A 12,605-nucleotide genomic window follows, 5' to 3' on the forward strand; every position below is an offset into this window, starting at 1 on the left:
TGCCAACGCCGCTCTGGTAGGTGCCAACCTTGGTTGGCACAAGGCTGGAAATACCCTCGCCTCATCTGGGCCCAGGATGCCTGATGGATGTGCCAACCAAGGTTGGCACCTACCAGAAGCGGGCTCCGCTACCGCCGTTGATCCACGCCATGCGTGGATGAAGATCGCGCCGGTGGATCAATCGACCAGCCAACCAGCCAGGTCGGCGCGGTCCAGCTTGCCGCGACGCTTCACGTCCAACGCATTGAACTCATCGGCCAGCGCCGGATTGGTCTGCGCTTCCTCGCGGCTGATGAAGCCATCACCGTTCACATCCAGCGCGGCGAAGTGGATGCGGTACTGGCCGACCACGCTGCTCGGTTCCAGCGAGCGCACGGTCACCTGTGCCTCGCCGGCTGGCCGTGCAATCTCGACGCTGCCGCTGACCCGGCCGGCATCCAGTGGTTGCTGGCGGATCGCGCCGCCGGTCGGGCCCAGTGGCTGGCTCTGTGCAGGGGTGTGCGGCAGCTGCTGGGCAATGGCCGGTGCGGCTGCCAGCACGGTGATCAGCATGGCGAGCGGGTGGTATCGCATGGTTCCCTTCCTCGGTAGCGCCGGGCCATGCCCGGCGGGCATGTTCCTCAGCGCAGCGGCGAGGCCAGTACCGTGATCTCCTCACGGTCGTGATAGAGCTGCTTGGCACGTACCACCAGCGGCTTGCCGGCCTGCTCCTGGAACAGGTCCAGGCACAAGCGGGTTTCGTCCCAGCGCTTCTTCATCGGCAGCTTCAGATTGAAGATCGCGTGCCTGCACCAGCCTTCGCGGAACCAGGTGGCCATGCGTTCGGCCACGCGGCGCGGCTGCTCGACCATGTCGCAGACCATCCAGTCCAGCGGCTGCTCCGGGTGCCAGTGGAAGCCATCGGCGCGCAGGTGCTCGACCAGGCCGGTGTCCAGCACGTGCTGGCGCAGCGGGCCGTTGTCGATGCTCAGCACGTGCATGTGCTGGCGGGTCAGGACCCAGGTCCAGCCGCCCGGTGCGGCACCCAGGTCGGCCGCGCGCATGCCGGGCCTGGCCAGCGCTTCGCGTTCTTCCGGGGTCAACAGGGTCAGCAGTGCTTCGTCCAGCTTCAGCGCCGAACGCGATGGCGCTTCGGGCAGCAGTTTCAGGCGCGGAATGCCCAGTGCCCACGGCGCGCTGTCGGCCGGGTCGGCCACGCAGACGAAGGCGTGGGTGCCGTCGACGAACACCACGTGCAGGCGCGGCAGGCGGTCGTTCGGCTTGTCGGTGAGCTTGCCGGCCTTGCGCAGCGCCGGGCGCAGCGCATTGCCGAAGGCACGGGCCAGCCCGGACAGCGGCTTGCCGGCGTCCGAATCGGGATGTTCCACCCACAGGTCGCCGAAGCGCGGCGCATCGGCCAGCACCTCCAGCATCGGGGTGATGCGGTCGGCCGGGTCCAGCTGCGGCAGCTCGGCCAGCACCACCAGCTTCTGCCGTGCGAAGATCAGTTCGCGCCAGCGCAGGCGCGGCGCCAGTGCCGCAGCTTCGTCGCACATGAACAGCACGTAGCCATCATTGCGCTGGGTGCGCGCGTAGCCGGCGAAACCGGCTTCACCGGCGCGGAACTGCAGTTCGCCGGCCAGCTCGGGCTCGAAGCCCTGCCGGCACAGGCACAGCAGGCCGATGCCGGCCTCAGTAACGGGCGCCATCGCTTTCCCCATAGGCGCGCAGCACGCTGCGTGCGGCGTCGCGGTTCAGGCCCTGCACCACTTCGATGCCGCGCTTGTTGAGTTCACCCACCCAGTCGGCCGGCAGCGGGCCTTCGTCGAACGGGGTCAGCTCTTCGACGTCGGCCGAGTTGGCACCGATCAGCAGGCGGTCGATGCCGGCCCACACGGTGGCGCCGTAACACTGGCAGCACGGCTGCGAACTGGTGGCCAGGGTGACCGGCGACAGCACTGCGTTCAGGCGCGGGGTCTGCAGGCGCTGCTGGGCCAGCATGTAGGCCATGTTCTCGGCGTGCGCCAGCGAGGTCGCGTGCGGCATCACCCGGTTCACGCCGGCGGCGATGACCTTGTCATCCGGGCCGAACACCACGGCGCCGAACGGGCCGCCACTGGCGTGCTCGACGTTCAGCCGCGACAGCTCGATCGCCAGCGCGACCTTGGCCTCATCGCCCGGATATCGACGATCCAGGTCGATCTGGTCGTGGATCCAGGCGGGAAGGGTCAGGTGGACTTGCGCGTACAGCATCGCGGGGGTGCCTCGTAATGGGATGGAAGAAGGTGCGGTTGCTTGGGAAACCGGCGCGCAGTGTAGCCGCACCGGCCTGTATCGGGTGTGGCGGTGGGTCAGCCCGGCGAGCCGGTGCGGATCACCACGTACTGCTTGCGGAACTCCAGCCCGGCCTGCGGCCAGCTGGCGGCATAGGCGCGCAGCAGGGGCAGGGCGGCGGCGAAGTCGTGGCCGTTGACCCGGCAGTCGGCTTCGCACAGGCCGTCGGCATCGCGCGAGGCGAACAGGCGGATGGCGAGGAATTGGCGGGCCTTCAGCAGCGCGTCGAAGGCGTCCATGCTGCGGGTGAACAGGCAGCAGGGGCAGGAACCGTGGTCGTCCTCGCTGCAGGTGGAGGCATCCACGTCCTGTGCGCGGTAGTGCGCCAGCGGCCCCAGCACCACGGTGCGCTCGTGTTCCTCGCCATCGTCACCGGCCGGATAGGTCAGGCCCATCATCGGCAGGCCCTGCGCGTCTTCGGCGCCGATCGCGGTCTGCAGCGTTGCCAGGTCCACCCGCACCCAGGTCTGGAAGCCGGACAGCAGCGACGCCTGCTCATCGGCACCGTTGGCGTGCTGGTACTCGAACAGGCCATCGGCGAACAGCAGCGGATGCTGGCTCTCGATGACGGTGGATGTCTGCCAGCCGCCGTTGTCGCGCGCGTGCGCGGCCATCGCATGCGGGGTCAGGTGCAGGCCGCTGTCCAGCAGCAGCGCGTCGCCGTCGACGTGGCTGGCGATGCCGGCCTCCTGCAGGACCTGCTGCAGCAGCGGGAGGAGGTCGGTGGAGGTCGTGGTCATGTCAGGCCTGTGGATGGATGGGGTGGAACATCCAGGCAAGGCCTGGGGATCTAGCGGTCGAGCGCGTCAAGTTCGGCGCGATATCGCTGCGCGTCGGACTGCTGCTGCGGATCGTTGCCGTGGTCGCGCAGCCAGGTTTCCAGCTCGCGGCGATAATCCGCGCGGAAATCGGCATTGCCCGGGCTGAAGTGCAGCTTGCGCGCCGCCACTTCCACCCGCTCGCGCGCGCTGGCCCGGGCCTGGGCGATGCCGTGCGGCGATTCATTGGTGAGGATGACGAAGTTGCGCGGGAAACCCGGCGTGTACTTGACCACGAACGGCTGGTCGGGCGCCGGGATGCGGATCGCGTTCTCCAGCGGCCACAGCGAGGCGGTGTTGGTGTGGAACACCACCTCCACGTCGCGGCCCTCGGCGGTGCGCAGCACCCCTTCGTAGCGCCAGATGTACTGCTCGTTCATCGTCGAACTTGTGCGCTCGGACTTCACGATCACCGCTTCACCAGGCTCGCCCACCACGTTGAGGAAGGCGGCGTTGAGGAAGTGGCCGAGGAAGATGTTGAGCATCGCCAGCGGGAACACCACGATGGCGTAGCCCGGAAAACGCCGCCACCACGAGACCAGCCCGGCCAGCACCATCGCCGAAAAGAACGTCAGCAGCGGATGCTGCGAGATGAACCAGAGCAGGACGGAGAGGGCGGTGATCATCGTCGCGGTCGTGCGGGCGCCGTGCTGGCGCCCGCGCAGGTCCTCAGGCCGACCAGGTGTCGCGCAGAGTCACGCTGCGGTTGAACACCGGCCTGGCCTCGGTGTGGTCGCGGCGGTCGGCCACGAAGTAGCCGGTACGTTCGAACTGGAACGACTGCTCCGGCGCGGCGCTGGCCGCGGCCGGCTCGACATAGCCGGTGACGGTGCGGCGCGATTCCGGGTTGAGGTAGTCGCGGTAGGTCTTGCCTTCCGATTCGTCGTCCGGGTTCGGCACCGAGAACAGGCGGTCGTACAGGCGGATCTCGGCCGGCACGCCATGTACGGCGCTGACCCAGTGGATGGTGCCCTTGACCTTGCGGTTGGCGCCTTCCATGCCCGGACGCGATTCCGGATCCAGCCAGCCACGCAGCTCGGTGATGGTGCCGTCGGCATCCTTGATCACTTCATCGCAGCGGATGATGCCGGCACCACGCAGGCGCACTTCGCCACCCGGCACCAGGCGCTTCCAGCCCTTCGGCGGCACTTCGGCGAAGTCCTCGCGGTCGATCCACACTTCGCGTGCGAACGGCACTTCGCGGCTGCCGAAGCTCTCGTCCTTCGGGTGGTTGCTGAAGGTCAGCTGTTCTTCGTGGCCTTCCGGGAGGTTGGTCAGCACCAGCTTGACCGGGTCGACCACGGCCATGCGGCGCGGCGCGGCGCTGTCCAGGTCTTCGCGCAGCGCGCCTTCCAGCACGCTGAAGTCGATCAGCGAATTCTGCTTGCTGATGCCCACGCGCTCGGCGAACAGGCGCATCGCGGCCGGGGTGTAGCCACGGCGACGCAGGCCCTGCAGGGTCGGCATGCGCGGGTCTTCCCAGCCGTCCACCAGCTGTTCGGTGACCAGCGCCATCAGCTTGCGCTTGCTCATCACCGTGTAATTGATGTTCAGGCGCGAGAACTCGATCTGGCGCGGCTTGGCGGCTTCGCGCGGCAGGCCGGCGTCGACCAGCGGCTGGGTCAGCGTGTCGTCATGGGCGAAATCGACGTTGTCCACGCACCAGTCGTACAGCGGGCGGTGGTCTTCGAATTCCAGCGTGCACAGCGAGTGGGTGATGCCCTCGATCGAGTCGCCCAGCGCGTGCGCGAAGTCGTACATCGGGTAGATCGGCCACGCGTTGCCGGTGTTCTGGTGCTCGACGTGCTTGATGCGGTACAGCGCCGGATCGCGCAGGTTGATGTTGCCGCTGGCCATGTCGATCTTCGCGCGCAGGGTGCGCGCTCCATCCGGGAACTCACCGGCGCGCATGCGGCGGAACAGGTCGAGGTTTTCCTCGACGCTGCGGTCGCGCCACGGCGACGGGCGGCCCGGCTCGGTCAGGGTGCCGCGGTAGGCGCGCACTTCCTCGGCCGACAGGTCGCAGACATAGGCCTTGCCCTGTTCGATCAGCTTTTCGGCGGCCAGGTAATAGGTCTGGAAGTAGTCAGAAGCATGGCGCAGCTCGTTCCAGCTGAAGCCCAGCCAGCGCACGTCGTCCTGGATCGCGGCCACGTATTCCGGGTCTTCCTTGGCCGGGTTGGTGTCGTCGAAGCGCAGGTTGCAGACGCCGCTGAACTCGCCGGCGATGCCGAAGTTCAGGCAGATCGACTTGGCATGGCCGATGTGCAGGTAGCCGTTCGGTTCCGGCGGGAAACGGGTCTTGATCGCCTGGTGCTTTCCGCTGGCCAGGTCCTCGCGCACGATCTGGCGGATGAAATCGCGCTTTTCGTGGCTGTCGGCGGGGGTCTCGGGGCTGGCGGGGGTGTGCTCGGACATGAGTCGGCGAAAAGAAAGGCAGAAAGACCAACAGTCTAGCGCGTACCGGGCAGGGCTGCCCGGTGGGGCGTGGGGATGCCGGCCAGCGGCCGGCACTACCAACCCCTCTTCCGGTAGCGCCGGCCGCCGGCCGGCGGAATGTGGATCGCCGTGCAATTGGGTAGTGCCGGCCGCTGGCCGGCAGAGCGGTCATGCGCCGTCACCACCACCATTCAGCCCCCGGGCGTATGCTGGAACTCTCTCCCACGGAGCTGCCGCATGCACATCGTGTACAAGGCCGACAACCTGTTCGACGCCCACCTGGTCAAGCACGCGCTGGAGGATGCCGGCATCCCGGCCTTCGTGTTCGGCGAGTCGTTGCTGGGTGGCATGGGCGAGCTGCCGCTGTTCGGCGTGCTGCGGGTAGGCATCCCTGATGCGGCACGGCCGCAGGCCGAGGACATCGTGGCGGCGCTGGACTTGGGCCACGCGCCGGACGCCCCCATTTCCGATGCAGACGACATAGCCGGCCTTCCGGCCTAGGAGCGCATCATGTTGGGAATTGGCCAGGGCATCCTCGGCATCGGCGCCTTCAAGCAGCGCCTGCCGCGCCCGGAAGAAGCACTGCCGGGGCGTGACCAACCGCTGCCGCTGCACAGCAACCAGCACTTCGTGAACAGCCATCCGCTGAAGGACCGTTTCGCCGGCCTGCAGCAGATCCGCTTCGCGCTGGGCTGCTTCTGGGGCGCCGAGCGCAAGTTCTGGACCGAACCGGGCGTGTACAGCACCTCCGTGGGCTATGCCGGTGGCATCACCCCGAACCCGACCTATGAAGAGGTGTGCTCGGGCCTGACCGGCCACACCGAAGTGGTGCAGGTGGTGTTCGACCCGGCGGTGGTGAGCCTGGAGCGGCTGCTGCAGCTGTTCTGGGAAAGCCACGACCCGACCCAGGGCATGCGCCAGGGCAACGACACCGGCACCCAGTACCGTTCGGCGATCCACGCCACCGACGAGGCGCAGTACGCCGCCGCGCTGGCCAGCCGCGAGGCCTACCAGGCGCAGCTGGCCGCAGCCGGCTACGGGCCGATCACCACCGAGATCGTGTACCCGGCACCGGCGTACTACTACGCCGAGGACTATCACCAGCAGTACCTGGCGAAGAACCGGAACGGTTATTGCGGCATCGGCGGCACCGGGGTGAGCTGCCCGATCGGGCTGGATGTGGAGGCGCCGCGCTGACGCGCGGTGGTCCGCCTGCGGCGGGCAGAATCTACGGCAGAAGCCAAAGCCAAAGCCAAAGCGGCTCTGCGTTTCTGCGGGTTGGGCGGGGCGGTGTGGGTGGGCAGGACACGCCGTAAACCCGTCCTTGGGGGCTCGATGGCGCCATCCATGGCGCCAACGGTCCTGCCAACCCACACCGCCCCACCCCCGACAGTTTCCCGGTGACGGTGGGCAAGAGCATGGGTTACTGACGAACTGAAAGAAAAGAAAAAGGACGCGGCCTTCGCCGCGTCCTTTTTGTTTGATCGTGCATTGCTCCGTAGAGTCGAGCTTGCTCGACTGCGAGCAAGCGAAGCGCGCGACCCGCTGTTGCTCTTCTTTCTTTCATCCGTGGTGGGCGGCCGCCGGAAACTGTCAGAGGGCGGGCGGGTTGGGTTCGCGGGAGTGTCCGCCGCATGGATGCGGCGGCCAAGCCTCCAGGGACGGATTCACGGCGTCTCCCGCGAACCCAACCCGCCCGACCCAGCGCGGCTTTTGCTTTAGCAGTCAGTCGAGCAAGCTCGACTCTACAAATCGATCCGCCACGAGGGGCTCAGCCGTTGGCCGAAATCCTCACAGTTCCGAACGAATGCGCTCGCGCAGCGCCTGCAGATCCTTGGCAAACGCATCGATGCCGGTCGCCAGCTTCTCGGTCGCCATCGGATCGGCCGCCAGATCCGCTGCGAACTTCGCTGCATCAATCGGGGTCACCGCCGCGCCATCCGCCGCACCGGCCACCAGCTTGCGCGGCAGCTCGCCGTGGTCGGCGTCCAGCTTCTCCAGCAGATCCGGCGAAATCGTCAGGCGGTCGCAGCCGGCCAGCGCTTCGATCTGCGCGGTCGAACGGAACGAGGCGCCCATCACCACGGTCGGCGAACCGCGGCGCTTGAATTCGGCATACACGCCGCGCACGAACTTCACGCCCGGGTCTTCATCGATGTTGGCCGGGGTCTGGCCGTTGGCAACGTACCAGTCCAGGATGCGGCCGACGAACGGCGAGATCAGGAACGCGCCGGCTTCGCTGCAGGCCAGCGCCTGGGTCGGGTTGAAGATCAGGGTCAGGTTGCAGTCGATGCCCTCGGCCTGCAGGATGCGCGCGGCTTCCACGCCTTCCCAGGTCGCGGCGATCTTGATCAGGATCTTCTCGCGCGGCACGCCGGCATCGGCGTACATCTGGATGAACTGGCGGGCCTTGGCTACGGTGGCAGCGGTGTCGTGGGCCTGGTCGGCATCCACTTCGGTGGACACGCGGCCCGGCACCAGCGTGCTCAGCAGCGCGCCGACGCCGATGGTCAGGCGGTCGGCCACGGCGTGCACCACGGCTTCGCGGTGGCCACTCTGCTGGCGGCCCCAGGCCAGTTCGCGTTCGATCAGCTCGGCGTAGACCGGCAGGTCCAGCGCCTTCTTCACCAGGGTCGGGTTGGTGGTGCAGTCCACCGGCTGCAGGCGCTTGATCGCCTCGTAGTCACCGGTATCGGCAACGACCACGGACAGTTCGCGCAGCTGGGACAGTTTGGACGGGGTACTCATTACGGCTCCTGGTGCAGGGGGATCGAATCGCGCGCGGTGCGCAGCGGTAATCAGGGGCGGTCGTTGTGGACCGCGGTCACGCGCAGGCGCAGCTTGCGGCCGCCGGGCGCGTTCCAGTCGATGCTCTGGCCGATCGAAAGGCCGAGCAGGGCACTGCCGACCGGGGCCAGCACGGACACCTTGCCTTCATCGACGTTGGCTTCGCGGGGGAAGACCAGGGTCAGGACGTGCTTTTCGCCCGACACTTCATCTTCGCACTCCACGCGCGAATGCATCATGACGATGCCTTCGGGAATCTGGTCCGGCGCCAGCACGGTGGCCCGGTTGAGTTCTTCAGCAAGCGCGAGCGCGGCAGGCGTCTGGCTCAGCGCAGGGGATTCGAGCATGGCGTCCAGGCGGTCCATGTCGAAGGTGGAAACGGTGATCGACGGCGGCAGGCCGCTGGCGGTACTCATGGTGAAGCTCCTTGGTTGAAAGCCATGCAAAAGGCGGCACCTGCTGGCGCCGCCTGTCTGTATTGTGGGGACAAATGCGGCCGGAATCGACTCCTGCCGATTCCAGGCCGGTGCTGCGGGGGTTCAGCCGTTCAGCGCGGGGCCGGGCAGGGCGGTCGTGTCGCCGGCGGCGTTGACCGCTTCCAGGGTGAACAGCGCCTGCGGCAGGCGCTTGAACTGATCGGCCAGCTCCATCAGGAAGTCGTTCATGGCCGAGCTGCGGCGCCAGATCATCGCGATGCGGCGGCTGGGGCGGCCTTCGCCGGTGAAGTCGAGCAGGCGGATGTTGTTCGAGCGCGGCACCGGCGGCTGCACCGACAGGCTTGGCAGCAGGGTGATGCCGACGTCGGCGGCGACCATCTGCCGCAGGGTTTCCAGGCTGGTGGCGCGGAACTCGGACTTCTCGTTGGCACCGAACAGGCGGCAGACTTCCAGTGCCTGGTCGCGCAGGCAATGGCCATCTTCCAGCAGCAGCAGCTTCTGCGTGGCCAGCTCCTGCACGTCCAGGTGTTCGCGACGGGCCAGCGGGTGGCGCCCGGATACGGCCAGCAGGAAGGGTTCCTCGAACAGGAACTCGGCATGCAGCTGGTCGTCGATCACCGGCAGGGCCAGCAGTGCAGCGTCGAGCTTGCCTTCGCGCAGGCGGTCCAGCAGCACATCGCTCTTTTCCTCGACCAGCAGCAGTTCCAGCTCCGGGAAGCGATCGCGGATGCGCGGAATCACATGCGGCAGCAGGTACGGGCCCAGGGTCGGGAAGATCCCCAGGCGCACCGTACCGGCTTCCGGATCGCGGCTGCGTCGCGCCGCTTCCTTCAGCTGTTCCACTTCGGACACGATCACCCGTGCCCGTGCTGCTGCTTCCTGCCCAGCCGGGGTCAGCATCACCTTGCGCGGCGCGCGTTCCACCAGCGGCAGGCCCAGCTCTTCTTCCAGCTTGCGGATCTGCGTGGACAGCGTCGGCTGGCTGACGAAGCAGGAGGCGGCAGCCCGGCCGAAATGCTTGTGGTCGGCCAGGGCTACCAGGTACTTCAGATCACGTAGGTTCATCCTTACACCCCAGGGGTAACGGACCGGCTGACGGCATGGTTACCCGACAGGCAGACAATGTTCCCGGTGATCTGGGAACGGTGGATCAGGCAGCTTCAGCAACGGCACCACTGCTGCTGCTCACCGACGAGCGGATCAGGTGGTCGAACGCGCTCAATGCGGCGGTCGAACCGGCGCCCATGGCAATGATGATCTGCTTGTAGGGTACCGTCGTGCAATCGCCAGCAGCGAACACGCCCGGCAGGTTGGTCTGGCCGCGGTCATCGATGACGACCTCGCCACGCGGCGACAGCGCCACGGTGTCCTTCAGCCACTCGGTGTTGGGCAGCAGGCCGATCTGCACGAAGATGCCTTCCAGCTCGACGCGGTGGGCGTCGCCGCCGACACGGTCCTTGTAGACCAGGCCGGTGACACGGCTGCCGTCGCCCAGCACTTCAGTGGTCTGTGCGCTGGTCAGCACGGTGACGTTGGCCAGGCTGCGCAGTTTCTTCTGCAGCACTTCGTCGGCGCGCAGGCTGGAATCGAACTCCAGCAGGGTTACATGCGACACGATGCCGGCCAGATCGATGGCCGCTTCCACGCCGGAGTTGCCGCCGCCGATCACCGCCACGCGCTTGCCCTTGAACAGCGGACCATCGCAGTGCGGGCAGTAGGCCACGCCCTTGTTGCGGTACTGGTCTTCGCCCGGCACGTTCATCTGGCGCCAGCGTGCGCCGGTGGACAGGATCACCGAACGCGACTTCAGCACCGCGCCGTTCTCCAGCTGCACCTGCACCAGGCCGTCTTCACCGGCCGGCACCAGCGCACTGGCGCGCTGCAGGTTCATGATGTCCACCTCGTACTCGCGCACGTGCTGTTCCAGCGCCGTGGCCAGCTTCGGGCCCTCGGTCTCCTTCACCGAGATGAAGTTCTCGATCGCCATGGTGTCCAGCACCTGGCCACCGAAACGTTCGGCGGCGATGCCAGTGCGGATGCCCTTGCGTGCAGCATAGATCGCTGCTGCCGCGCCGGCCGGGCCACCGCCCACCACCAGCACGTCGAAGGCATCCTTGGCGGCGATCTTCTCGGCATCGCGCTTGCTGGCGTTGGTGTCCAGCTTGGCGACGATCTGCTCGAGGGTCATGCGACCCTGGTCGAAGACTTCACCGTTGAGGTACACGGTCGGCACCGACATGATCTCGCGCTTCTCGACTTCGTCCTGGAACAGGGCACCGTCGATGGCCACGTGCTGGATGCGCGGGTTGAGTACCGCGGCCAGGTTCAGCGCCTGCACCACGTCCGGGCAGTTCTGGCAGGACAGCGAGAAGTAGGTTTCGAACCTGTATTCACCTTCCAGGTTCTGCACCTGCTCGATCAGCTCGGCGGTGGCCTTGGACGGGTGGCCGCCGACCTGCAGCAGCGCCAGCACCAGCGAGGTGAACTCGTGGCCCATCGGCAGGCCGGCGAAGGTCAGGTGGATATCCTGGCCCGGGGTGCCCAGGTCGAAGGACGGCACGCGGCCCTGGCCATCGCGCAGCACCTGCAGCGAGATCTTGTCCGACAGGCTGTCCAGGGTCTGCAGCAGTTCCAGCATTTCCTGCGACTTGGCGCCGTCGTCGGCGTGCGCGGTGATCTGGATCGGGCGGGTCACGCGCTCCAGATAGGTCTTCAGCTGCGACTGCAGGTTGGCGTCCAACATCGGGTCATCTCCTGGCTTCAGGCAAACAGGGGGCGTGGCACCGCTGTAGAAGGTAGCGGACCAGCTGGGGGTAGGGGTGAACCCAAGACAGCGACCGTGGAAGGGGCTGGCTGGCCAAGGCGGGCGAGCGTTGGCTGTCTTGGGTTCACCCCCACGCCGGCGGGGGGACCGGCACGGGGATGAAAGGCGCGCCGTGGCGTGGGGCCACGGCAGGCCGGTACTGCTTTAGATCTTGCCGACCAGGTCCAGCGACGGGGTCAGGGTCTTCTCGCCTTCCTTCCACTTGGCCGGGCACACCTGGTTCGGGTTGGCGGCGGTGAACTGGGCAGCCTTCAGCTTGCGCAGGGTCTCGGACACGTCACGGGCGATCTCGTTGGAGTGGATCTCCAGGGTCTTGATCACGCCTTCCGGGTTGATGATGAAGGTGCCGCGCAGGGCCAGGCCTTCTTCCGGAATGTGCACGCCGAAGGCGTTGGTCAGCTGGTGGGTCGGGTCGCCGACCAGCGGGAACTGGGCCTTGCCGACGGCCGGCGAGGTTTCGTGCCACACCTTGTGCGAGAAGTGGGTGTCGGTGGTGACGATGTAGACCTCGGCGCCGGCCTTCTTGAACTCGGCGTAATGGTCAGCGGCGTCTTCGATCTCGGTCGGGCAGTTGAAGGTGAAGGCGGCCGGCATGAAGATCAGGACCGACCACTGGCCCTTCAGGGTGCTGTCGGAAACCTTGATGAACTCGCCATTCAGGTAAGCATTGGCTTCGAACGGCTGGATCTGGGTGTTGATCAGGGACATCGTTTTTCCTCTGGGTGAAGGGGAGTGGGTGAATCGACAGGACCTAGAGTACCGACTCGCTATCGATAAGAACAATCCATTGATTGCATCTATTTGATAGATGAAGTCTATCATAATGCACTGAGCAGGCACTGAAGCCGGACGCTTTCATCCTGCAACTGCCTGTGTGACAAGGAAAATCTTCCGGAACGGCTGAATAGGGCCAATAGTCCCTCCTTATCCCCTCGGGCAGAACCTGAACGGATTGCAGCCTTTTGTAGAGTCGAGCCATGCTCGACT

At 66.6% G+C, this 12,605-nt stretch carries 13 protein-coding genes; 2 read left to right on the forward strand and 11 right to left on the reverse strand.

Translation table 11 applies throughout. The features are described from left to right. Positions 1-177 precede the first annotated feature (177 nt). The 6 genes from ACZLIB_RS03695 to ACZLIB_RS03720 form a co-directional block, all read right to left on the reverse strand. Positions 178-573 (reverse strand): EF-hand domain-containing protein, encoded by a 396-nt coding sequence (locus ACZLIB_RS03695; RefSeq protein WP_478469206.1) that lies wholly within the window; start codon positions 571-573, stop codon positions 178-180. Positions 574-620: 47 nt separating this feature from the next. Further along, positions 621-1,688, reverse strand: coding sequence for a 23S rRNA (cytidine(2498)-2'-O)-methyltransferase RlmM (rlmM, locus tag ACZLIB_RS03700; protein ID WP_032129913.1), 1,068 nt, complete (start codon positions 1,686-1,688; stop codon positions 621-623). Continuing rightward, entirely contained in the window at positions 1,672-2,232 is a 561-nt protein-coding gene (locus ACZLIB_RS03705; protein WP_004154307.1) for a nucleoside deaminase, read from the reverse strand. Before ACZLIB_RS03705 ends, rlmM begins: the two co-directional genes overlap by 17 nt. Positions 2,233-2,330: 98 nt before the next feature. Next, a complete protein-coding gene (locus ACZLIB_RS03710; protein WP_478469207.1) occupies positions 2,331-3,053 on the reverse strand; it encodes a DUF6348 family protein in 723 nt (240 codons plus the stop codon). A gap of 50 nt (positions 3,054-3,103) precedes the next feature. Beyond that, complete coding sequence (locus ACZLIB_RS03715) at positions 3,104-3,757, reverse strand: membrane protein (RefSeq protein ID WP_049422868.1); 654 nt, start codon at positions 3,755-3,757, stop codon at positions 3,104-3,106. 43 nt (positions 3,758-3,800) lie between these two features. Then, a complete protein-coding gene (locus tag ACZLIB_RS03720; RefSeq protein WP_180838339.1) occupies positions 3,801-5,549 on the reverse strand; it encodes a glutamine--tRNA ligase/YqeY domain fusion protein in 1,749 nt (582 codons plus the stop codon). A 258-nt stretch (positions 5,550-5,807) separates the two neighbouring features. Here ACZLIB_RS03720 and ACZLIB_RS03725 point away from each other — a divergent pair, with 258 nt between their 5' ends. Continuing rightward, positions 5,808-6,071 (forward strand): putative signal transducing protein, encoded by a 264-nt coding sequence (locus tag ACZLIB_RS03725; protein WP_010481810.1) that lies wholly within the window; start codon positions 5,808-5,810, stop codon positions 6,069-6,071. Between the two features lie 30 nt (positions 6,072-6,101). Then, on the forward strand, positions 6,102-6,767 hold the full coding sequence (gene msrA / locus ACZLIB_RS03730; RefSeq protein WP_478469904.1) for a peptide-methionine (S)-S-oxide reductase MsrA: 666 nt from the start codon (positions 6,102-6,104) through the stop codon (positions 6,765-6,767). Between the two features lie 594 nt (positions 6,768-7,361). Here the strand turns inward: msrA and ACZLIB_RS03735 are convergent. The 5 genes from ACZLIB_RS03735 to ahpC all read right to left on the reverse strand — a co-directional run bounded on the left by ACZLIB_RS03735 (position 7,362) and on the right by ahpC (position 12,326). After that, positions 7,362-8,318 (reverse strand): transaldolase, encoded by a 957-nt coding sequence (locus ACZLIB_RS03735; protein WP_478469208.1) that lies wholly within the window; start codon positions 8,316-8,318, stop codon positions 7,362-7,364. Positions 8,319-8,368: 50 nt separating this feature from the next. Continuing rightward, entirely contained in the window at positions 8,369-8,773 is a 405-nt protein-coding gene (gene rnk, locus ACZLIB_RS03740) for a nucleoside diphosphate kinase regulator (protein ID WP_005408156.1), read from the reverse strand. 123 nt (positions 8,774-8,896) lie between these two features. Then, positions 8,897-9,859, reverse strand: a complete 963-nt coding sequence (locus ACZLIB_RS03745) for a LysR substrate-binding domain-containing protein (protein WP_032129919.1) — start codon at positions 9,857-9,859, stop codon at positions 8,897-8,899. Positions 9,860-9,944: 85 nt separating this feature from the next. Beyond that, positions 9,945-11,537, reverse strand: coding sequence for an alkyl hydroperoxide reductase subunit F (gene ahpF / locus ACZLIB_RS03750; protein ID WP_049463647.1), 1,593 nt, complete (start codon positions 11,535-11,537; stop codon positions 9,945-9,947). Between the two features lie 225 nt (positions 11,538-11,762). Further along, positions 11,763-12,326, reverse strand: coding sequence for an alkyl hydroperoxide reductase subunit C (gene ahpC, locus ACZLIB_RS03755; RefSeq protein WP_004144811.1), 564 nt, complete (start codon positions 12,324-12,326; stop codon positions 11,763-11,765). Positions 12,327-12,605: the final 279 nt, after the last annotated feature.

The organism is Stenotrophomonas sp. 220_Sma (assembly GCF_056487375.1).